At 34.9% G+C, this 23,170-nt stretch carries 20 protein-coding genes, 1 rRNA gene and 1 pseudogene; 12 read left to right on the forward strand and 10 right to left on the reverse strand.

Annotation, left to right across the window (positions count from 1 at the left end):
• Positions 1-75, reverse strand: a 16S ribosomal RNA gene (locus A9G36_RS07440); the annotation flags it as partial.
• Between the two features lie 525 nt (positions 76-600).
• Here A9G36_RS07440 and A9G36_RS10520 point away from each other — a divergent pair.
• Both A9G36_RS10520 and A9G36_RS10525 read left to right on the forward strand, forming a co-directional pair.
• Positions 601-771: a DUF4184 family protein gene (locus A9G36_RS10520; RefSeq protein ID WP_081295319.1), complete on the forward strand. Its 171-nt coding sequence runs from the start codon at positions 601-603 to the stop codon at positions 769-771.
• 130 nt (positions 772-901) lie between these two features.
• Positions 902-1,120: pseudogene (locus A9G36_RS10525) on the forward strand (DUF4184 family protein); the annotation flags it as partial.
• A 227-nt stretch (positions 1,121-1,347) separates the two neighbouring features.
• Here A9G36_RS10525 and gmhB read toward each other — a convergent pair.
• Positions 1,348-1,884 (reverse strand): D-glycero-beta-D-manno-heptose 1,7-bisphosphate 7-phosphatase, encoded by a 537-nt coding sequence (gmhB, locus tag A9G36_RS07445; protein ID WP_034910762.1) that lies wholly within the window; start codon positions 1,882-1,884, stop codon positions 1,348-1,350.
• A gap of 118 nt (positions 1,885-2,002) precedes the next feature.
• Here gmhB and metN point away from each other — a divergent pair, with 118 nt between their 5' ends.
• The 4 genes from metN (at position 2,003) to tsaA (ending at position 5,537) form a co-directional block, all read left to right on the forward strand.
• Positions 2,003-3,034, forward strand: coding sequence for a methionine ABC transporter ATP-binding protein MetN (metN, locus tag A9G36_RS07450; RefSeq protein WP_065569644.1), 1,032 nt, complete (start codon positions 2,003-2,005; stop codon positions 3,032-3,034).
• A 112-nt stretch (positions 3,035-3,146) separates the two neighbouring features.
• Complete coding sequence (locus A9G36_RS07455; RefSeq protein ID WP_034910876.1) at positions 3,147-3,788, forward strand: methionine ABC transporter permease; 642 nt, start codon at positions 3,147-3,149, stop codon at positions 3,786-3,788.
• Positions 3,789-3,802: 14 nt separating this feature from the next.
• A complete protein-coding gene (metQ, locus tag A9G36_RS07460) occupies positions 3,803-4,705 on the forward strand; it encodes a methionine ABC transporter substrate-binding lipoprotein MetQ (protein ID WP_065569645.1) in 903 nt (300 codons plus the stop codon).
• 118 nt (positions 4,706-4,823) lie between these two features.
• The gene (gene tsaA / locus A9G36_RS07465) at positions 4,824-5,537 is read left to right on the forward strand and encodes a tRNA (N6-threonylcarbamoyladenosine(37)-N6)-methyltransferase TrmO (protein ID WP_162174528.1); all 714 of its coding nucleotides are present in this window, start codon (positions 4,824-4,826) and stop codon (positions 5,535-5,537) included.
• A gap of 170 nt (positions 5,538-5,707) precedes the next feature.
• Here tsaA and hslO read toward each other — a convergent pair whose 3' ends face one another.
• A complete protein-coding gene (hslO, locus tag A9G36_RS07470) occupies positions 5,708-6,580 on the reverse strand; it encodes an Hsp33 family molecular chaperone HslO (protein WP_065569654.1) in 873 nt (290 codons plus the stop codon).
• The gene (gene hslR, locus A9G36_RS07475; protein WP_065569646.1) at positions 6,573-6,968 is read right to left on the reverse strand and encodes a ribosome-associated heat shock protein Hsp15; all 396 of its coding nucleotides are present in this window, start codon (positions 6,966-6,968) and stop codon (positions 6,573-6,575) included. The genes hslO and hslR overlap by 8 nt, the downstream gene beginning before the upstream one ends.
• Before the next feature lie 1,372 nt (positions 6,969-8,340).
• Between hslR and greA the strand changes: the two genes are divergently transcribed.
• Positions 8,341-8,817 carry a transcription elongation factor GreA gene (gene greA / locus A9G36_RS07480; RefSeq protein WP_065569647.1) on the forward strand — a complete coding sequence of 159 codons (477 nt, stop codon included), beginning with the start codon at positions 8,341-8,343 and terminating at the stop codon, positions 8,815-8,817.
• 51 nt (positions 8,818-8,868) lie between these two features.
• On the opposite strand, the gene yhbY is transcribed toward greA, so the two are convergent.
• A complete protein-coding gene (gene yhbY, locus A9G36_RS07485; protein ID WP_034947129.1) occupies positions 8,869-9,162 on the reverse strand; it encodes a ribosome assembly RNA-binding protein YhbY in 294 nt (97 codons plus the stop codon).
• Between the two features lie 97 nt (positions 9,163-9,259).
• On the opposite strand from yhbY, the gene rlmE reads away from it, so the two are divergent.
• The 3 genes from rlmE (at position 9,260) to folP (ending at position 12,852) form a co-directional block, all read left to right on the forward strand.
• Positions 9,260-9,886, forward strand: a complete 627-nt coding sequence (gene rlmE, locus A9G36_RS07490) for a 23S rRNA (uridine(2552)-2'-O)-methyltransferase RlmE (RefSeq protein WP_034947133.1) — start codon at positions 9,260-9,262, stop codon at positions 9,884-9,886.
• Positions 9,887-9,962: 76 nt separating this feature from the next.
• A complete protein-coding gene (gene ftsH, locus A9G36_RS07495) occupies positions 9,963-11,834 on the forward strand; it encodes an ATP-dependent zinc metalloprotease FtsH (protein WP_080715913.1) in 1,872 nt (623 codons plus the stop codon).
• A gap of 181 nt (positions 11,835-12,015) precedes the next feature.
• The gene (gene folP / locus A9G36_RS07500) at positions 12,016-12,852 is read left to right on the forward strand and encodes a dihydropteroate synthase (protein ID WP_065569648.1); all 837 of its coding nucleotides are present in this window, start codon (positions 12,016-12,018) and stop codon (positions 12,850-12,852) included.
• Between the two features lie 420 nt (positions 12,853-13,272).
• Here the strand turns inward: folP and ubiA are convergent, their stop codons facing one another.
• From ubiA to A9G36_RS07525, 5 genes are all read right to left on the reverse strand, one after another.
• On the reverse strand, positions 13,273-14,100 hold the full coding sequence (gene ubiA / locus A9G36_RS07505; RefSeq protein WP_034947139.1) for a 4-hydroxybenzoate octaprenyltransferase: 828 nt from the start codon (positions 14,098-14,100) through the stop codon (positions 13,273-13,275).
• 120 nt (positions 14,101-14,220) lie between these two features.
• The gene (locus A9G36_RS07510) at positions 14,221-14,778 is read right to left on the reverse strand and encodes a TorD/DmsD family molecular chaperone (RefSeq protein WP_051825325.1); all 558 of its coding nucleotides are present in this window, start codon (positions 14,776-14,778) and stop codon (positions 14,221-14,223) included.
• A 79-nt stretch (positions 14,779-14,857) separates the two neighbouring features.
• The gene (locus A9G36_RS07515; protein WP_065569649.1) at positions 14,858-15,694 is read right to left on the reverse strand and encodes a dimethyl sulfoxide reductase anchor subunit family protein; all 837 of its coding nucleotides are present in this window, start codon (positions 15,692-15,694) and stop codon (positions 14,858-14,860) included.
• 5 nt (positions 15,695-15,699) lie between these two features.
• Positions 15,700-16,314 (reverse strand): DMSO/selenate family reductase complex B subunit, encoded by a 615-nt coding sequence (locus tag A9G36_RS07520; protein ID WP_065585590.1) that lies wholly within the window; start codon positions 16,312-16,314, stop codon positions 15,700-15,702.
• Positions 16,315-16,335: 21 nt separating this feature from the next.
• On the reverse strand, positions 16,336-18,789 hold the full coding sequence (locus A9G36_RS07525) for a DMSO/selenate family reductase complex A subunit (protein WP_065569651.1): 2,454 nt from the start codon (positions 18,787-18,789) through the stop codon (positions 16,336-16,338).
• Between the two features lie 235 nt (positions 18,790-19,024).
• Between A9G36_RS07525 and parE the strand changes: the two genes are divergently transcribed.
• Entirely contained in the window at positions 19,025-20,914 is a 1,890-nt protein-coding gene (gene parE, locus A9G36_RS07530) for a DNA topoisomerase IV subunit B (protein WP_065569652.1), read from the forward strand.
• 27 nt (positions 20,915-20,941) lie between these two features.
• The gene (gene parC / locus A9G36_RS07535; RefSeq protein WP_065585591.1) at positions 20,942-23,170 is read left to right on the forward strand and encodes a DNA topoisomerase IV subunit A; all 2,229 of its coding nucleotides are present in this window, start codon (positions 20,942-20,944) and stop codon (positions 23,168-23,170) included.

Genomic DNA, 23,170 nt, shown 5'->3' on the forward strand with positions numbered 1-23,170 from the left:
ATGTTACCGTTCGACTTGCATGTGTTAAGCCTGCCGCCAGCGTTCAATCTGAGCCATGATCAAACTCTTCAATTTAAAGTTTGATGCTCAATAACTGTCTCTGACATATTCAAATGAATCTTCAGTGTCACTTATCAAGACTTCTTAATCTTTTTAGTCCGTAGACTTTAATTCTTCGTCTCGCAAGTGCCCACACAGATTGTCTGTTTCTTCTTTTTAAAGAGCTAACAGCTTCCAATTCTCAATCAACTTTTCGTTAATCATCTTTGCTGTCTCAAGGGCTGCGTATGTTACGCTACACCTTTTTATTCGTCAAGATCTTTTTTTAAAATTTTTGACCTTGTTCACCAACTCTATTCCCGTCCAATTTCGATGACGTCGTGTCAGTGGGTGCGCATTATAGGGACTTTAAAAAATCATGCAAGAGGTTATTGTGTAATTTATTCTTGATTGCATTTTTTTTACTCAAAACGTACTAAATAAAAAATCATATTGACTCGCTATGCATCAGAATTCTAATATTCTATATCTTTTGCTCGTTGGTTATATAACTTATAACAATTAAAATATTTTGTGTATTTTTTTAGATAGAGCTTTAAAATGCCTTTTACATTCGCTCATTCGGCTATAGTGTTATCTTTATATAAGAAATTTCATTTATTTCCTATGAAAATTTTAATTATTTGTAGTATGTCACCAGATTTTAAATACTTCTTAAGAATGGAAGTAAAAAGTACTTCAAATGATAGTATAACAGGTATTTTCATTTGATTTACCGATGGTATTAGTTATATTTTCATTTTATCGTTCCAAATACTTTAATTAAAAATTTACCTAATTTTTTTATCAGCGATTTACTAATTATTTAACTTTCAACTGAAATAAATATTGCTGTCAGCATTGGTTAAGTGTTTTAACATCGGCAATTATTGGCATAATTTCTCATATTGGGTGGAACTCTTTTGCTCATCCGTCAGGTTGTTTTATTCAACCTTTTAGTTTATTACAACATACTGTTAATATAGAGAAAATGAAAATTCCAATTTATAAATTATTACAACATGGTAGTTCATTAATTGGTATGAGTTTTGTGGGACTATTTATTATTTACCGATTGTAACATCTAAACAGAATAAAATTGGTTTTTCATACTGGAGCTTAGTAACACTTATTACTTTGCTTATTTTTATATTTGGCAACTATTCTTTTTCTACAAATCAGCTAGGTATAACTGTTGTTACTTTTATTAGTGCCTGTTTTATTGGATTAACCATTATTCCACTGATACTTAAAAGTATAACTTTAATACAGCGTTTAATATAAACACTGTATTAGTTAAAACAACAATCAAGATTGGTTTTTTATTTTTTTTGGTAGATCAGCCAAACTATCAATAACCCAATCAGCTTGTTCTAATGCTTCTTCAGTTATAGTATCGCCCGTTTTTACTAGCACAGTTTTTTTAACGCCAGCTTTTTTACCCGACAATAAGTCAGACACTCTATCTCCAACCATATAAGAATTAGCAATATCAATTTTTAGTTCTTTAGCTGCTGTTTGAATCATCCCTGGATTTGGCTTACGACATTCACAAGTATCCACTAACGGGTCGTGAGGGCAATAATAGACACCATCTAAATCAACACCACGATCTTGTAAAGACCAATCCATCCATTCAGTCAAAGTATGAAATTGTTCTTCAGTAAATATATTTCTAGCAATCCCCGATTGATTGGTTGTAATGACTAATAAAAAACCCATTTTCTTGAGCTCTTGCATTGCCTCAATAACACCGTTAATAAAGTGGAACTTATCAATTGTATGTACATAATTATAATCTATATTAATAGTACCATCTCGATCTAAAAAAATTGCAGGCTTCATATTTACTTTTTTTCCTTTTAATTTTAGATATTACTCTAATTCATATAGCATATTATTGATTGACTTAGATGTCTAGACGTCTTAATATTCATTTATTCATCTTTTGTTTTTATATATTATGATACAACTACAACATATTTCGAAAACATTTGAGCATAATACCCCCCCCATTTATGCTTTAAAAGACATTAATATCCATGTTCCCCAAGGGAAAATTTACGGTGTTATTGGCAAATCAGGGGCTGGGAAAAGCACACTTATTCGCTGCATTAACCTACTAGAAAAGCCGACTAGTGGGAAGATCTTCTTTGATAATCAAGAGATCACTAATCTATCTAATAGAAAATTAATTGAAATACGTCGAAAAATTAGTATGATTTTTCAACATTTCAATCTACTTTCTTCACGTACTGTATTTGATAATATCGCTTTCCCTCTTGAACTAAATAAAACGCCTAAAATAGCAATTAACCAGAAAGTAAATGAGCTTATGGAATTAGTTGGATTGACAGAAAAAGCGAATGTTTATCCAACTAATTTATCTGGTGGACAAAAACAACGTGTTGCTATTGCGAGAGCTTTGGCAAGTGACCCCAAAGTATTGTTATGTGATGAAGCTACCAGTGCGCTTGATCCTGAAACAACACGTTCAATTTTGTCATTACTAAAAGATATTAACCAAAAATTAGGACTAACAATTTTATTAATTACTCATGAAATGGATGTAGTAAAACAGATTTGTGACCAAGTAGCTGTTATAAGCGATGGCAAACTAGTTGAACAGTCATCAGTTGGCGAAATGTTTTCTCATGCTAAAACAGATATTGCTCGACAATTTATTCAATCAACCTTACATCTTAATATTCCAGATGATTATTTAATAAGGCTATCATCTGAACACAAAGAAGGACTCAATCCGTTATTACGTTTAGAATTTACAGGAGTCTCCGTTGATTTACCATTATTATCACAAATCGCTAAAGAATTCGAAATTGATAGCAACATTATCAGTGCACAAATGGATTATGCCGGAGGAGTCAAATTTGGCTTAATGTTAGCGGAAATGAAAGGGAAACAAAAAAGTATGGCATCAGCAATTCAATTCTTAGAAAAAAATAATACTAAAGTAGAGGTGCTCGGCTATGTTTGATTTTATTCCTTCATTTAAACCTTTTGAATCATTATTTCGATACTTAACTCAATATAATTTTTGGGCTGACTTTGTTGCTTTTTGTTCATCATTTAATGGCTTTAATGAAGCAATGCTTTTCAAAATGGCACAAGCAACAGATGAAACTCTATTTATGGTCATCTTATCAGGTTTTTGGGGAACGATAATTGGATTACCCATTGGCATATTACTTTATACAACTCGTAAAGGACAAATATTGGATTGTTATGCCGCTAATAGTATTATTTCATTTATTACAAATGTATTCCGTTCAATTCCTTTTATCATATTAATTGTATGGATTATTCCTTTTACCACAATTTTAATGGGTACATTTATAGGCAAACAAGCTGCAGTGGTGCCATTAAGTATTGGAGTATCGCCATTAATTGCTCGTATGATAGAAAATGCATTATTAGATGTCCCCAAAGGATTAATAGAGGCGGCTCGCTCAATGGGTGCAACACCACTGCAAATTATATATAAAGTTTTATTGCCTGAGTCATTACCTATAATTGTCAATAGTATGACGATTACCTTAATTACTTTGACAGGATACATTGCAATGGCTGGCGCTGTTGGCGCAGGAGGTCTTGGACAACTTGCTATTCAATATGGTTACAACGGCTACAAGCCTGCTATAATGAATACTGTTTTAGTTATATTAATTATTATTGTCTTTATTATTCAATTTATTGGCAATATGATTGTTAAACGCGTCACACATCATTAATTTTGGAGAAATATATGTCTATTAAAAAGCTAGCACTTATTACCACATTGGTAAGTGCATTTTTTTTAACTGGCTGTGATAATAATAAACAAACAGCCACAACAGATAACAAACCAACAGAACCAACTAAAGTAAATATTCTAAAAGTCGGAGTAATTTCAGGCCCTGAACAAGAAGTTGCTGAAGTAGTTAAACAACAAGCAAAAGATCTTTATAATCTAGATGTTGAACTAGTTATTTTTAACGATTACGTAACCCCAAATCAAGCATTAAATGATGGTCTAATTGATGTAAATGCTTTCCAACATAAACCTTATTTAGATGAACAAATGAAAGAACGTGGCTATAAATTAGCTGTAGTAGGTAATTCATTTGTTTATCCTATTGCAAGCTATTCTCATAAACTAAAACCAATTGATGAATCAATAGAAACAGGCGAAGGTGTAAAAGTCACTTCACCACGCGGTGAAACATTTTTCATTCCAGCTAACTCAACCATTGCCATTCCTAATGATCCAACCAACTTAGGTCGAGCATTACTACTATTACAACATGAAGGAATGATTACGGTTGATAAATCAAAAGGTTTATTACCAACAGTTGTTGATATAACAAATAATCCTTACAACTATAAAATCGTTGAACTTGAAGCTCCAATGTTACCTCGTTCATTGGATGATGCACAAGTTGATCTTGCTATCATCAATAACGCATTTGCAGGGCAAGCTAACTTAACACCAAGTAAAGATGGAATTTTTGTTGAGGATAAAGAATCACCATATGTTAACATTATTGTGTCACGTGAAACGGATAAACATAATGAAAACGTGAAAAATTTTGTTAAAGCATACCAAACCGAAACTGTTGCACAAAAAGCTAACCAAATTTTTAATGGTGGAGCTATTCGCGGTTGGTAATAATTTGTAATAAATAAACATTGATCAATATAAACTCCGCCGATCTTCGTATCGGCGGAAAAAGAGATAATAATTAAGTCACTTAAAAATTGACGGCTCATCAATAAATTATCAGCGAATAATGATGTATCAAATTAAACCAATAGGTATTATCCGCTCACCTTATAGTGAAAAATTTGCTGTACCAAGGCAACCTAATCTAGTTAGAGCAGGACAAGGGGAACTTTATTTATTAGCACCTTATAATGACCCAATCAGTGTAAAAGGGTTAGAACAGTTTTCACATTTATGGCTATTATTCCTATTTCACCATGTTGCCCCTGAAAAATGGAAATTAGCCGTTCGTCCACCTCGTTTAGGTGGTAATAAAACAATGGGAGTGTTTGCTACGCGATCGCCATTTAGACCTAATCATATTGGGCTTTCAGCAGTAGAGTTAAAAGATATTATCATAGAAAATAAGCAAGTAGTCTTAAAATTAGGAAGTCTCGACTTAGTCGATGGCACACCAATTGTTGATATCAAGCCTTATATCCCTTATTCCGATAGCCATTCAGAAGCACTTGCAGGATACGCACAACCTACTCCTGAAAAAAAAATAACAGTAGAGTTTTCACAAAAAGCAAGATTAACTTTAGATTTACAAAAACAAAGTTATCCTCAGATCGCTGAATTAATTACACAAGTAATATCTCAAGATCCAAGACCTGCCTATAAACAAAAAAACGTTAAGGAACAAACATATGGACTTACACTTTACCATTTTAATATTAAATGGAGAATCATAAATCAGCACGCCATTGTTGATGATATTTACGTAGGAAGTAAATAAAAATAATCTTTATAAATTTCAAAATTTTTAGGCTAACAAATTTTTATATAAAAACGATAAAATAGATCGGTATTTTTTTCTATTCTTTTAAATTGAATACAGGTTTAATTCCCTATATTTCACTCTACCACTAAGGTGGTAATAACCTTAGTGGTATTTTTCTATTAAGATCAATGATAATGTAGGTTACTTGTACTTCTAATTTCCGCAATATCAATTGAATCAAACAAATAATGCTTTCCACAATAATCACAATGAATATCAATCCTACCTTCATTTTCCTTTAGGATTTCATCAATTTCATTAGCTGGTAAAGTCATTAAGCTATCTTCACAACGTTGACGTGAACATCTACACTTAAAAGTAATATCATGCGTTTCAAAAAGACGCACTTCTTCTTGATTATATAAACGATATAAAATCTCATCAGTGGAAAGTTGAAATAGCTCATCACTAGTGATTGTCTCAGTTAAAGCGCTAAGATGTTCAAATGACTCAACTGTATTTTCATTAGCAGGTAAAACTTGCAATAAAATACCTGCTGCTATTGGTTTATTATCAAGTACACCAATTTTCACAAATAGACGTGTAGGTAGTTGTTCTGATTGTATAAAGTAATTTTCGATACAGCCAATAAGTGTATCTTTTTCCAGTCCAACTATACCTTGATAACGCTCACCGTTTTTAGGGGTAATAGTAATAACGACATAGCCATTACCCACCATCTCTTTAAGTGTTGCATTATCAGCAATTTCACCATTAACCCGAGCAACACCACGTAGCTGCTGTTGATCATTACCATTAACAACCGCTAAAGATAGCGCTCCATCACCTTGTAACTGAACAGCAATATCGCCTTCAAATTTTAGTGTTGCCGTTAATAAACTAGTTACAACCAATAATTCACCAAGTAATTTTTGTACTGCAATTGGATATTTATGATTATCTAAAATCTCTTGATATGTCTGTTCCAGACGGGTAATTTCACCACGAATAGAGTGATTATCAAATAAAAAACGGTTTAAAGTATCCATATTAATCATTACCATCTTGTTGCCTATCATATTTAAATTTAATCAAATTACGCCGTTCCTTTTTATCAGGCCGTCTATCTGGATGCGGCATTGTCAACACATTAAGTTTACGAGCATGTGCTATTTTTTCTCGTTTTGCAATACTGTCCGGAGTTTCTTGATAAAGTTGTTGGGCTTCAATGGCCGTTCTTCGTTGTGCACTAATAGCTAAAATTTGAATTGTTTTTTCATCCGAACCTTGACGAAGCGTTACAATTGCATTAACTTCAACAATTTTACTTGGTTTAGTACGTTGACCATTATAATGGACTTTACCACCGTCAACCATTTCTCGTGCTAACGATCGAGACTTATAAAACCTTGCCGCCCAAAGCCATTTATCTAATCTTACAAGCACTACTACTTCCTCATATTACTTATTGTTGTGCTTTTTAAGCGCAAATAGAAATAATAACTTAAACTCTTAACGATGTTATATAAGGATGTTTTTGTAAAAATCAATGTTTAATGTTGATAATATAATCATCCCCATCTTATGGAAATTTACTTAAAAAAATTAAATGGTTGTAATTTGCCATGTAAATTAACTGAATAACTCATAGCTTCTGGCAGTTGTTTTATCAATTTCCAGTTTTTTTAGCAACGAACGTGTTACACCGTAAGCATCAAACTGCAAAAATAATGGTTCATTTTCCAATAAATTAACATTTGCTTTTGATTCAATTATTCTACATCTAATTAAAGAGCTAAAATTTTATGAAGCATGATTGTTAAGATCAAATTTGAGAACCAGAGCTAGGTAAAGAACATCAATTTGATTAACAGAAGCTTTTTCTTATTTAAATAAGATACTCTCTGAAAATATTAAGTAATACCGATAAATTTAGCTTTTTAGGAACCTAATAATTAATGTCAGCTAATGTTAATCACTCTAGATGTAGAGCATTTTGTTTCCGCCTAGCAGAAAAATTTATACTACCTTTCTATATTTAAAGTGTTATCAGTACATATTTTTAATTTACTAATAAAAACCTTCATTAATGTTTTCACCTAAACTAGTAATCGCTGTAATACTATCTCTATGAAATCTCTCAATCACCAAGTGTTTTATTGAGATTTAATTTATTAAAACTTCTTGAGATGTAAAATCAAATTGATATTTATTATCCTATAATTAAGCAAAAACTTGAATACCACCATTAACTCAGGTAAATAGAAGTTTATCTCGTCCATTATTGATCAGAATACAAACAATTAAATTAATAAATTTTAGCGTTTTTGTTGAAAAAGTATAATGATCAAATTGTGCATCATTACTAGTACCATTAATAACAGCAATATAATTAAAATGAGTGGTGAATATGACCAATTGAGACCTTATAAAAACTTGATTTAGATGTTAACTGCTCATTATTTTAGCACCAAAAGGAGCCTGCACGACAGCATAAGTAAACAATACTAAAAACTAGAAAATTGATAAAAGAATAGTTATATAAAATCGTAATAGTCGCATAAAATAAATAAGTTAACTTATTATAATCAGCCGTTAATAATTGTATTATCATAACCGATTTTAATCAAAATGGCATCTAATTTAATAATATAAGCATAAATGATTTGTTGTTAGGTTAATTTTACAGTTAATATATGATTATTCGCCATTGCGTTTTTTAGATAAAAAACTAAACCAATTTACTTTCCCTTTCTTTTTATTAAATTAAGGGTAGTTATTTTTTTATTTATTATTAGTAAAAACGGGAGAAACTTAGATGAAACAAATCCCAATGACAGTAAAGGGAGCAGAATTATTACGTGCAGAGCTTGAAGAGCTAAAAAACGTTAAAAGACCACAAATCACAGCTGCGATAGCCGAAGCAAGAGCACATGGAGATTTAAAAGAAAATGCTGAATACCACGCGGCAAGAGAGCAACAAGGTTTTTGTGAAGGACGGATTCAAGAAATTGAAGGTAAGTTATCACAAGCACAAATTATTGATATTACTAAAGTAAAAAATACTGGACGTATTATTTTTGGTACAACAGTAACAGTTATTAATATTGATACAGATGAAGAAACCACCTATCGAATTGTTGGCGACGATGAAGCAGATTACAGACAAAATCTTATTTCGGTCAATTCACCTATTGCTAGAGGCCTAATAGGTAAAGAAGATGGTGACACAGTACAAATTAAAACGCCAGGTGGTGATGTAGAGTTTGATATTATTAAAGTTGAATACATTTAAACTTAAATACAATTTGCAAAAATAAATAAACAGGGCTATAGCCCTGTTTATTTATTTAGGTAAGGAGATTTTTTTATCTTCACTAGGTCTAAAAATAGTGAAAATAGATCCAACCTGTTGCACGGGCAAAGCTTTTGTCTCACGAATAATTGCATCGCAAATTAATTTCTTCGTTTCACGATCTTCGCAAGACACTTTGATCTTGATTAACTCATGAAAATTTAAGGCATTTTCTATTTCAGCAAGTACGCCTTCAGTAAATCCATTAGCTCCAATCATCACAATAGGTTTTAAGTGATGAGCTTCACTTTTTAAAAAGTGCTTTTGTTTGTTCGATAAATTCATTAAATTTTTATCACATCTAGTTGTAATTTTGTTATTCTACCCTTATATATACTTGTAATCAATGAAGTAACCTCTTTACATTAAGGATTTATTCGCGGTGAGTAATAAAAAACGCTCAGCAAGTTCTACACGTTGGCTAAATGAACATTTTAACGACCGTTTTGTGCAACAAGCCCAAAAAAAAGGTTTACGTTCTAGAGCATGGTTTAAATTAGAAGAAATTCAAAAAAATGATAAATTATTTAAACCAGGGATTACAGTTGTTGATCTAGGAGCTTCCCCTGGTGGTTGGTCACAATATGTTGCTTCATTAATTGGAAACAGAGGTCGCATTATTGCTTGCGATCTATTGCCGATGGATTCCATTGTTGGCGTTGACTTCCTTCAAGGCGATTTTCGCGATGAAGCTGTTTTAAAGGCTTTACTTGAAAGAGTTGGTGAAGAAAAAGTCCAAGTTGTCATGTCAGATATGGCGCCAAATATGAGTGGACAACCTGCAGTAGATATTCCTCGAGCAATGTATTTAGTTGAACTAGCGTTAGATATGTGTAGAGACGTGCTTGCACCTAATGGCAATTTTATTGTTAAAGTGTTTCAAGGCGAAGGATTTGAAGAATATCTAAAACAGGTAAGAACGATGTTTAAAACAGTCAAAATCCGCAAGCCAGAAGCCTCACGATCAAGGTCTCGAGAAGTTTATATTGTTGCAATGGGTATGAAGTAGCCAGTTGTATAATTTTGTAGTACCATACTTCGTTAATTTTAGTCGTAACTGTTAATTTTTATGAGAGGTTTTTCTTTTGAACGACATGGTAAAGAATTTACTGATCTGGGGCGTTATCGCAGTGGTATTAATAGCTGTTTTTAACCAATTCAGCTCGATATCTAATAGTGGCCCCCAAGTCAATTATACCCAATTTAATTCCGATATCACCAGTGGCAAACTCCAAGAAGTGCATATTAACGGACGCGAAATTATTGCCACAACCAAAAATAATGGTAATTATGTTACCTATATCCCTTATTTTGATGAAAAATTAATGGATGATTTAGTACTAAATAAAGTTGCTGTCTACGGTAGCCCTGATGAAAAACCGAGCTTATTGACAAGCATTTTAATTTCTTGGTTTCCGATTATTTTATTAATCGGCTTCTGGATATTTGTCATGCGCCAAATGCAAGGTGGTGGTAAAGGCGGACCAATGTCAGTTGGCAAAAGCAAAGCTCGCATGTTAGCTCCTGATCAAGTCAAAACAAAATTTACCGATGTTGCGGGCAGCGAAGAAGCTAAACAAGAAGTTACCGAAGTTGTAGATTTTTTAAGAGATCCAGGGAAATATCAAAAATTAGGTGGTCGTATTCCAAAAGGAATTTTAATGGTTGGACCACCAGGAACAGGTAAAACCTTACTAGCAAGAGCTATTGCTGGTGAAGCTAATGTACCGTTCTTTAGTATTTCAGGCTCCGACTTTGTTGAAATGTTTGTTGGTGTAGGAGCATCGCGTGTACGTGATCTCTTTGAACAAGCTCGCAAACACGCCCCTTGTATTATTTTCATCGATGAAATTGATGCTGTAGGTCGTAAGCGTGGTGCGGGTTCAATGGGGGGTCATGATGAACGCGAACAAACTTTAAACCAAATGTTAGTTGAAATGGATGGATTTGAAGCAAATAGCGGTATTATCATGATCGCTGCGACTAACCGTGTAGATATTTTAGACCCTGCATTACTTCGCCCAGGTCGTTTTGACCGTCAAGTACAGATTGGCTTACCTGACATGAAAGGTCGAGAACAAATTTTAGCAGTTCATGTACGTAAGGTTCCGTTGGGCTCTGATGTAAATCTATCTGTATTAGCGCGTGGTACACCGAATTATTCTGGTGCTGAACTTGCTAATTTAGTCAACGAAGCAGCGCTATTTGCTGCACGCCGTAATAAAAGAGTGGTTACCATGGAGGAATTTGAAGAAGCCAAAGATAAAATTAATATGGGGACTCAGCGCCGCTCATTATCCATGACCAAAGAACAATTAACTAATACAGCTTATCATGAAGCTGGACATGCTATTGTTGGTTATCTTGTACCAGAACACGATCCTCTTCATAAAGTCACTATCGTTCCACGCGGTGGCGCATTAGGTGTAGCGTTCTTTTTACCTGAGGGAGACCAAATTAGCCAAAGCCGAACTCAATTAGAGTCTAAAATATCTACAGCTTATGCTGGTAGAATTGCTGAAGGGTTAATCTTTGGTGAAGATAAAATTACGTCTGGTGCATCAAGTGATATTCAATATGCATCTAATGTTGCTAGAGCAATGGTAACACAATGGGGATTCTCAGAACGTTTGCCCCCAGTGTTATTTGAGTATGAAGAATCATCTTATGGACAGTTAAAAAAAATATCAGATAGTACCGCTCAAATTATTGATGAAGAAGTTGATGCTATTATTCAACGTAACTATCAACGTGCAAAAACTATCTTAACTGAAAATATCGATATTCTTCATGCCATGAAAGATGCGTTGTTAAAATATGAAACAATCAATAAACAACAAATCGATCAACTTATGAATCGTCAACCTGTGACACCTCCAGATGGTTGGACAGAAAACGATGAAAAAGCAGCAAACGAAATTTCGAATAAAGGTAACGATATATCACCTCAATCATAAAGTTAATTTGCTAAAAACATATAAATATAACGCGCTACGGCGCGTTTTTTATCACTGAAAATTTAAAAATTAAATAATATTATAAGGTTATATAGTTAATTAACGTACTTCAATTAAATTACTGGCATTTAATTTAAAATACACCAAATTAACATCATGATTAATTAAATAAGGTACAATTATGGAAATTCATTTTCAAAATCAGATAATAGATCTTTCTTTTCCACAAATAATGGGCATTGTTAACATGACGCCTGATTCGTTTTCTGACGGTGGAAATTATAACAACCTTGATGACGCTATGCGTCGTGTTGATAGCATGATTCAAGCTGGTGCAACATTTATTGATGTTGGCGGAGAATCAACACGCCCAGGTGCAACCGAAGTATCTGTCGACGAGGAGCTTAGCCGTGTTGTTCCATTAGTTGAAAAAATTGCCCATTATTTTGATGTTTGGATTTCGGTTGATACTTCAAAACCACAAGTGATGACCGAATCGGCCAAAGCAGGAGCCCATCTAATTAATGATATTAGAGCCTTAACAGAACCAGGTGCGCTTGAAGCGGCCGCACAAATAGGGTTACCTGTTTGCATTATGCATATGCATGGCAACCCTAAAACCATGCAAAATGCACCATACTATGAGCAAGATATCTACCAAGAAGTCGATGGTTTTTTTGTAAAACAGATCGAACGCTGTATAAGTGCAGGCATTGACCAGAAAAAAATCATACTCGACCCCGGTTTTGGATTTGGTAAAACATTAGCGCACAATTACCAACTATTAGCAACACTTGAACGATTTCACCATTTCAACCTGCCTTTATTGGTGGGCATGTCCCGCAAATCTATGATTGGGCAAGTATTGAATGTGCCACCGCAAGAACGCACGCTCGGCAGCATTACGTGTGCTGTAATTGCAGCAATGAAAGGTGCGCACATTATTCGCGTACATGATGTCAAAGAAACGTTTGATGCGCTAAGAATTGTACAAGCAACCCTTGCGGAACAAGTCTAATTATTTAAAAAAATTTTTAGTTAAATAGTTGACACATTCTAATGTTCAATTAATAGCAATATTGATCTTTTGTGATTGTAAAAATTGTTATGTTTTCCTATATAAACCAATTCAGTAAATAAAATGATTTTATTAAAGTTTTTATTATAAAGAAGAGGGAAGGTATGATTTTATAGCTTCCACTCAAAGTTTAGTCTGGTTTCTCTTTCGTGTAGAAATTTTTCTGAAAAATATTTGAACCTATGAGCATACAAAACATAGACTGAAAGCAGCGAATATCACCTATGATAGGAATAATTTTAGAGGGTTATGTATAAAAACCTCTAAATCGGACATTATTGCTATTGCTAGTTATTACATCAAAAAATAAAACATCCAAACCTCTACCATTCAAAATGTCTTTAGGAAAGACCCTAATTTTTAAACAAAAAGTAGACCTAAAAAAATAATAAAACCAACATAATTATTATTCATAAATGCGCTAAAGCATTTGTTTCTTTCTCGGTTTTTTATCAGCCATTGTTGATAAATAAATAATATTGAAGCAAATAATAAACTCCAATAATAAATAAATGATAATTGACTGAGTAAACCAATAACTATTAGGCTAATTATAGTGATGATTTGCAATAAGCCAATTATGAGCTTGTCATAACGTCCAAATAAGATGGCTGTGGATTTTATACCAATTTTTATATCATCATTGCGATCAACCATTGCATACTCAGTATCATAAGCAATCGTCCAACAAATATTAGTAAAGAAAAGCAACCAACAGATGAACGGGAACTGTTCAGTAGTTGCTGCATACACCATCGGAATGCCCCAACTAAATGCGATACCTAACGTGAGCTGAGGTAGATGGGTATAACGCTTCATAAACGGATAAATCAACGCAGTTAATAACGCAAAACAGCCTATCAACCATGACAGTTTATTTAAAGTTAACAGTAAGCAAAACGCAATAAGTAATAATACAAATAACGTCCATAATGCGTTTTTTTCGGCCAATGCACCGCGAGCCAGTGGGCGATTTTTAGTCCGCTCAACGTATGCATCAAAATGACGATCAGCATAATCGTTCACCACACAACCTGCCGAGCGCATTACAAATACGCCAAATATAAAAACAACAGTTATGTCAATAGAAGAATGGCCCGCAAGATTAATAGCCCAAAGTGTAGGCCAAAGTAAAAGCAATGTACCAATAGGTCTATCTAATCGCATTAATTGTAAATAAGCTAACATCGATATTATTTACCTTGAAATAAGCATAGCGTGGATTATACCGATTACGATAAAAGCTGCAATGTTATGATACAGCAAGTTTTAATCTACCACTAAGCAAAAATAATTGAAAAATCCAAATTAAAGCATCTGTAAATATTGTTCAGCAATTACAGCTAAGGCTCGATAAAATGGACTTACCTCATTTTGCTTTAGATTCTTTAAATAAGCTGAAGACCAAATCAACAAGTGTTCATCGATTAACTGTTTTGCTGCTGTATAGTTATTATTTTCAATTAACATGGCATATGCCATTAGCATTAATCCAAACTGATCTTCGGGTTCATTCATTCCTGTATTAAGTGTCAAACCATGCTGTTGCAAAAATTGGCGATAACGTTCATGTGATTCACCAAGTAATAAATGTTCTTTATCAAGGTAAAATGAGCCCCATGGCGGTACTGGCATTATTCCTTGCCCTTCAAATAGTAATGAAAATTGATAATTAAGCTCTGAGTCATGGATGTGATTTGTTAATATATTGCACTGTTCACAAATAAGAAAAAGATTGGGCCATTTGACTAACTGATTAATATGCAATAATGGCTGCATTAATGGTGCAGTAACTTTATTATTTGGTGGATAATAAAAAAAAGTACCTAGTAGTTTTGCTAATGTGATAGCAGTTATGTTATCCAAATAAATACCCTTGAAAATTCGATGTTAGCGCTAAAAAAACAATAAATAAACTATTTTATAGGATGTTTTATTATTAATTTTACATTTGAATAGTCCATAAATTATAAAATGCAACTCGCCCACATAACTCGGCAATCAAAACAATAATAAAAACGATGGCGTAAATTATTATTGATTGCTTAGATCGGTAAATATTTACAATAACCAAAGCAAGTGCGAGTACTAATAATAAGCATTGAATTAACATCCAAATATATTGTTTGGAGGTAAGTTCAGGCGATACCGAGGCCATTAAATTAATATAAGGAATCTTTAATAACAGAATCAATATTACACCAATAAAGAAAAAAATTATGCCAATTCGATATAGCCCAAAAATTGTTGCTGCAATTCCTCCTAATACTAACATAGAGGTATACATCTGAATAGCAGTGTAATAGGTATTCCAAGTTTTAACTGTTGGTAGCATATAAGTAAGAACAATCATCCAAACAAAAATTAAACTAAAAAAGACCAACAATAAAGATAATATTTTAGATAAATTGGGGATTTGATATATACGTTGACAAAGTGAGCTGACCAGTAACCATTTTTTACCATCATCATGATAAGAAAAATAAGTTAGTAATACACATACTAATGTTATTCCAAACAAGAGACCAAAGGAAAAAATCTCATTGCTCATCGGCGAACGACCAATACCCCAAATAACATTGAAAGCCCGAAAAGGATGACCTAAATGTAACGAAGCAATAAGCATCGCAGCAGCCATTACAATCAGAGATGCCATATTCATTCTATTTATCTTAATTAAGCTGTATGAATAATGGCTTAAAGATGATATACCGCCAATCAACACCATCCCTGCTGCTAATTGACCGAATACCGTAAAAAATACCAATGGTAATTCATGCATATAACTTATACCTCCTCAGGATTAAGTACTTTACCTAAGGTATCACCAGACGTCTTGGCATGTGCATGTGGTTTTATCACAATATTAGGTTTAGTAAGCTGTGAACTTGGTAGTGGTGCAATATTGCATTGATTACCATAACGGTGACGTAGTTTTTCAATTTCGTCAAAATCCAACGCACGCTGAGGGCAAGATTCAACGCATACTGGTTTTAAACCTTCTGCTACACGTTCATAACAGCCATCACATTTTGACATGACCTTTTTTTGATGATCAAATTGCGGAGCTCCATAAGGACAACGCATTTCGCAATATCGACAACCAATACAAACATCTTGATTAACAACCACTAAACCATCTTGCTTTCGTTTATGCATCGCACCTGTTGGGCAACCTTGTACACAGGCTGGTTCTTCACAATGATTACACGAGATAGATAAATAATAGGTAAAGGTATCGTTTTGCCACATACCATCAACCAGCTGCCAAGTACCTCCACCATATTCATAAACACGGCGAAAATGAACACCTAAAGCATTGTCTTTCTCGTCTTTACAACTGAGTTGGCAGGTTTTGCAACCGGTACATTTTGATGAATCAATATAAAATCCATATTGCATTTTAATTATCCGCTCTTTAATTTACGATGTTAACCCTACAACCAATAATGGTTTAATTTCAACCAGATTGGTATGCTGTGGATTCGATTTTGCAAGTACTGTTGGGCGCAATGATGTTAAGCGATTAATACATCCGCCAATATCGATGCCTGTTACATTAGTTTTAGCCCATAAACCTTGAGGAATTGCAATCACTCCTGGTAATATACGTGACGTAACTTTAGCAGGAATATACAAACGACCACGATCGTTATAAACCTCGACCAATTGCCCATGCTTAATCTGCCTTTGCTCGGCATCGAATGGATTAATCCAAAGGCTGTTAGCAACAGCTTCACGCAATTGTGGTAAATTACTATAAGAGGAATGACATTGCCCTTTAGTATGAAACCCGATAAGTTGCAACGGGTATTTTTTACGTTTTTCTTTATCTTCGCTTCCTTCGATAGCCGGCAAATATGCAGGAATTGGATAAAGTTTATCATCTTCATCAAACTCCCATTCACTAGCAATTTTAGCTAATGCCTCCGAATAGATTTCAATTTTTCCTGATGGCGTACTTAAAGGATTTTTAAGAGGATCTTCTCTAAATGCTTGTAAACCAATCTGAGTATCACTATTAGTTAACTTACGATCAATTACCCCAATACCATCTGTTTCAGCAAAAGTAGGTAGATTAGGATTTTGTTTGCGGAGTTTTTCATAACAATATTCTATCCACTCATCTTGAGTACGACCTTGAGTAAATTTATCTTTTACGCCTAGCTTTTCAGAAAGATCTGCTAATACATCATAAGCTGCACGGTTTTCCCAAAGCGGCTTAATTGCCCGTTGCATCCGGATTAAATAACTATAAGCACCTGATGCATAAGAGTTATTAATCAAATCATTATTTTCTACCGATGACACATCAGGTAGCAATAAATCCGCATATTTAGCTGATGCGGTCATATGCGTATCCCAAACAAGAATAAATTCACATTTAGATTCATCTTGCAAAATTTGGTGAGTGCGGTTGAGGTCAGCATGTTGATTACCAATAACATTACTTGCATAATTCCAAATAAATTTAATACCAACATCAAGTTTATCTTTACCAAGTAAATAAGAGTTTTTAGCTGTCATGCTGAGCGGATCTTCAATCGCTTTGGTCCATAAAAAAAATGGGATACTGGTTTTAATCGGATTTAGCAAACTTAAACCTGGAACAGGATAAGTCACACTCCCCCCCCAAGTTCCAATATTAGTACCACGCTTACCAAACTGGCCAGTGATAATAGGCAATATCATAATAGCCCTTGTCGTATGCTCACCATTTTGCCAACGTTGTGCTCCCCAGCCTTGAGAAATCCATGCAGCTTTAGCATTCACAATATCGAGTGCTAGCTTACGAATTTGTGCTGCAGGAACACCTGTCTTTTTCGCTGCCCACTCTGGTGTTTTAGGCGTCCTATCGCCACCCAGTCCAAGAATATAAGATTTAAAATCACTAAAAGGCGGTGCACTGTCAGGCAACGATTCGGCATTCCAACCAACACAATATTGATTGAGCATCGTATCATCAATACGATCTTCTTCAAGTAAAGCATAACCAATAGCAGCAACTAACGCAGCATCGGTACCGGGAATAATCGGGATCCACTCAGCATTGTAACCGACAACACTTTCACTACGCCTTGGATCAATAATAATTACTCTCGCCTTGCTTTGTGATAATGCATTAAATAGCTCAGTAACTTGCCCGCCACCAGACATTCGCGTTTCTGCAATATTCTGTCCAAACATCACAACCAGATCAGAATATTTTATTTGGTCTAATAAAGATTCTTTTGCATTACCATAAATATAGGGTTGAATAGCAGTTATCTGTCCACTTGAATAGTCACCATGGTAATTTAAGTAACCACCTATAGTACTCAAAAACCGCTTACATGCATTGCGTCCCGAAATATTTGCACCCGTTGTGCCTGTACCATATTGATAATAAATAGCCTCGTTGCCATACTGATTAATGGTATATTTAAGTTTATTGGCTAGTAGGCTAATGGCTTCATCCCATGAAATACGTTTAAATTTACCTTCACCACGCTTACCAATGCGCAGCATAGGATACTTTAACCGTTCAGGATCATAAGTTCGCCAACGAACAGATCTGCCGCGAAGACAAGGGCGAATTTGATGCAAGCCAAAAACGGAATCATTAATCCCATCTTCTGACGTTATTTTAGTAATAATATCGTTTTTGACATGAACTTTTAAAGGACAACGACTACCACAGTTTACCAAACAAGCACTATAAAAAATTTTTTCTTGATTATTTGGATTAGGAATTTCGTTATTGCTTGCACTTTTACTCGGTTCAGCATAAGAAAAAGGCACCTGCATATTACTTACTAATGCAGCAATTCCACTAGCTGCAATGGACTTTTGTAAAAAATGACGCCGACTAATTTTATTATTTTCTGATTTACTCATATTATTCCCTTAATTTTATATGGGATTTATTTATCATAATCCCCTTATTAAAATAATAAAACTCAAATTTGGCACAAATCACCATTAATCTTAAATAATTGATGAAGTAAGAATATTCATTAACTAATTTACAAGCAAAAAACCTTTTTGTACTTTATGATCAATTTAATCTCATATATCTTTTAAGAAAGATTGGTATAATACTCTCTATTTATTCGAATGAAATAGACACGCTATGTCACAATCTACTTATAATGCTGTTGATATTGAAGTATTAAAAGGGCTTGATCCAGTTCGTCATAGACCTGGAATGTACACTGATACAAGCCGACCAAACCATTTAGGGCAGGAGGTCATTGATAACAGTGTTGATGAAGCTATCGCAGGTCATGCTCGTAAAGTTAAGGTTACCCTTTTTCAAGATAATTCACTAGAAGTTATCGACGATGGACGAGGAATGCCAGTTGATATTCACCCTGAAGAAGGTGTGCCAGCGATTGAATTATTGCTTTGTCGTTTACATGCTGGCGGAAAGTTCTCGAACAAAAATTACCAATTTTCAGGTGGTTTACACGGTGTAGGTATTTCGGTAGTCAATGCATTATCAAAACGTGTTGAAGTTACAGTTCATCGTGATGGACAAGTGTACGAAATAGCTTTTGAAAACGGTAATAAAGTTGAAGATCTGCATATTACCGGCACTTGTGGCCGTCGTAATACAGGTACCAAAGTTCATTTTTGGCCTGACGAAAAATATTTTGATTCGCCTAGATTTTCTGTCCCACGCTTATCACATCTACTAAAAGCCAAAGCGGTGCTTTGCCCTGGCCTTGAAATTATTTTTAAAGATGAAATCAATAATACCGAACAACGTTGGTGTTATGAAGATGGCCTAAAAGATTATCTAATGGAATCTGTCAGTGGTTACTCTCTTTTACCAGAAACACCTTTTACAGGCAATCATACTGGCGAAACAGAAGCCGTAGAATGGGCGCTGCTTTGGATGCCCGAAGGCGGAGAATTATTGACTGAAAGTTACGTTAACTTAATCCCAACCATACAAAGTGGTACCCATGTTAATGGTTTACGTCAAGGATTGTTAGACGCCATGCGTGAGTTTTGTGAGTTTCGCAATTTGTTACCACGAGGCTTAAAATTAACTGCTGATGATATTTGGGAACGTTGTGCTTATGTTATTTCAGTCAAAATGCAAGAACCCCAATTTGCAGGTCAAACCAAAGAGCGTTTATCATCACGCCAATGCGCGGCCTTTGTGTCGGCAATTGTCAAAGACGCTTTTAGCCTTTGGTTAAATCAACATGTCCAATTAGCCGAACTACTGGCTGAAATGGTGATTTCAAGTGCGCAAAAACGTTTAAAAGCCTCTAAAAAAGTTATCCGCAAAAAGTTAACCAGTGGTCCAGCACTACCAGGCAAGTTGGCTGATTGCTCATCACAAGACTTAAGTCGCACCGAACTGTTTTTAGTGGAAGGTGATTCTGCGGGTGGTTCGGCTAAACAAGCGCGAGATCGTGAATATCAAGCTATTATGCCTCTTAAAGGAAAAATCTTAAATACATGGGAAGTCTCGTCCGATGAAGTATTAGGATCACAAGAAATCCATGATATTTCAGTTGCCATTGGTATCGATCCCGATAGCGATGATTTAAGCCAATTACGCTATGGTAAAATTTGTATCTTAGCTGATGCCGATTCTGATGGTCTACACATTGCCACATTACTTTGTGCATTATTTGTTAGGCACTTTCGTGCCATGGTTGAACATGGGCATGTCTTTGTTGCTATGCCCCCACTTTACCGTATTGATTTAGGTAAAGACGTTCATTATGCCCTAGATGAAGAAGAAAAAGAAGTTATTTTAGAACAAGTTAAACGTAAAAAAGGCAAACCCAATGTGCAACGATTCAAAGGTCTTGGTGAAATGAATCCACTACAACTACGCGAAACAACAATGGATCCCAATACGCGTCGTTTAGTACAGCTTTCGCTTGATGATATTGAGCAAACGATGGCATTAATGGATATGCTACTTGCTAAGAAACGCTCAGAAGATCGCCGCGAATGGTTACAAGAAAAAGGCGATCAAGTTGAACTTGATGTCTAATAAACAGAATGATTTAGAGGAACAATAATGAGTGATATAACTCATGACGGAGTAGAGATCCAGTCGCTACGCACTTTTACTGAAAGCGCATATTTAAACTACTCAATGTATGTCATTATGGATCGTGCTTTGCCATTTATAGGTGATGGTCTCAAACCCGTACAACGACGTATCGTTTATGCTATGTCAGAACTTGGGCTAAATGCGCAAGCCAAATTTAAAAAATCAGCACGTACCGTCGGTGATGTGCTTGGTAAATATCATCCTCATGGTGATAGCGCCTGTTATGAAGCTATGGTGCTGATGGCGCAGCCATTTTCTTACCGTTACCCTCTAGTTGATGGGCAAGGTAACTGGGGGGCACCAGATGATCCTAAATCATTCGCCGCTATGCGTTACACTGAATCACGGTTGTCAAAATATGCCGAACTACTATTAGGTGAGCTAGGACAAGGAACCGTTGATTATACGCCTAACTTTGATGGCACCTTACAAGAACCAAAAATGTTACCGGCTAGATTACCTAATATTTTATTAAATGGCACAACAGGTATCGCAGTTGGTATGGCAACTGATATTCCGCCTCATAACATTCGTGAAGTAGCAAATGCAGCAATTATGCTTGCTGATAATCCCAATGCGACGCTCAACGAAGTAATGGATCACATACAAGGACCTGATTTCCCAACAGAAGCTGAAATTATTACTCCACCAGAAGACATAGCGAAAATCTATAAAACGGGTCGTGGTTCAATCCGTATGCGTGCTGTTTGGAAGAAAGAAGAAGGTGATATTGTAATTACCGATCTTCCTCATCAAGTTTCGGGTGCTAAAATCTTAGAACAAATAGCTTCTCAGATGCGAGCCAAAAAACTACCTTTAATTGAAGATTTACGAGATGAGTCTGATCACGAAAATCCAACTCGTCTGGTCATTGTGCCACGTTCAAATCGAGTAGATTTAGAGCAAGTGATGAATCATCTATTTGCCACAACCGATCTCGAAAAAAGTTATCGGGTTAATATGAATATGATTGGGCTTGATAATCGCCCATCAGTAAAAGGCTTAGTTAAAATTCTTACTGAATGGCTAGAGTATCGAAAAAATACCGTCACTCGACGTTTAAATTACCGTTTAGATAAAATATTAAAACGATTGCATATTCTTGATGGCTTATTAATTGCTTTTTTAAATATCGATGAAGTTATCGAAATTATTCGTCACGAAGATGAACCTAAACAAGAATTAATTAATCGTTTTGCCTTAACTGAAATTCAAGGCGAAGCGATTTTAGAGTTAAAACTCCGCCACTTAGCCAAACTTGAAGAGATGCGCATTAAAGGTGAACAAAGTGAGCTTGCAAAAGAGCGTGATCATCTGCAAGCTTTGTTAGCTTCGCCTAAAAAATTGAGTGATTTAATTAAAAAAGAGCTAAAAGAGGATGCTGAAAAATATGGCGATGACCGCCGTTCTCCAATTGTTGAACGCAGTGAAGCTAAAGCTATTAGTGAACAAGAGTTAACACCATCTGACCCTGTTACTGTCGTTTTATCTGAAATGGGTTGGGTAAGAACAGCAAAAGGTCATGATATTGATCCTGCTAGTTTAAGTTATAAATCCGGTGATAATTTTAAAGCTGCCGCCAAAGGCAAAAGTAATCAACCTGTTATCTTTATTGATTCAACGGGGCGTAGTTATGCTATAGAACCAAACACGTTACCATCAGCACGAAGTCAAGGCGAACCATTAACTGGTAAATTAGCACTACCTGTTGGCGCAACTGTTGAACATGTGCTCATGTCTCAAAATGGTGAGCAAAAATTATTACTTGCTTCAAGTGCCGGTTATGGCTTTATTTGTCAATTTAGTGATTTGGTTGCTCGCAATCGTAATGGTAAAGCAATTATTAATTTACCTAAAGAATCCAGGATACTGATGCCAATCGAAATTACATCTGAAGATAGTTTGCTGCTATCAATCACCAAAGAAGGCCGGATGCTCATATTTCCTGTAAAAGATTTACCTGAGCTTGCCAAAGGTAAAGGAAATAAAATAGTATCGCTTTCAGGCGCTAATGATTGCCTTGCTTATACTCTATTAATTACGCAAGACACATCAATAACGTTATATGTTGGTAAACGCAAACTTACATTATATCCTGCTGATTTACAAAAATTTAAGGCAGAGCGAGCACGAAAAGGTACACCATTACCGAGAGGCTTACAGAAGATAGATAAAATTGAGGTAAATGAATAA

Origin of the sequence: Gilliamella sp. Choc6-1, from assembly GCF_001690385.1 — a bacterium.
GTDB classification, from domain to species: Bacteria; Pseudomonadota; Gammaproteobacteria; order Enterobacterales; family Orbaceae; genus Gilliamella; species Gilliamella apicola_A.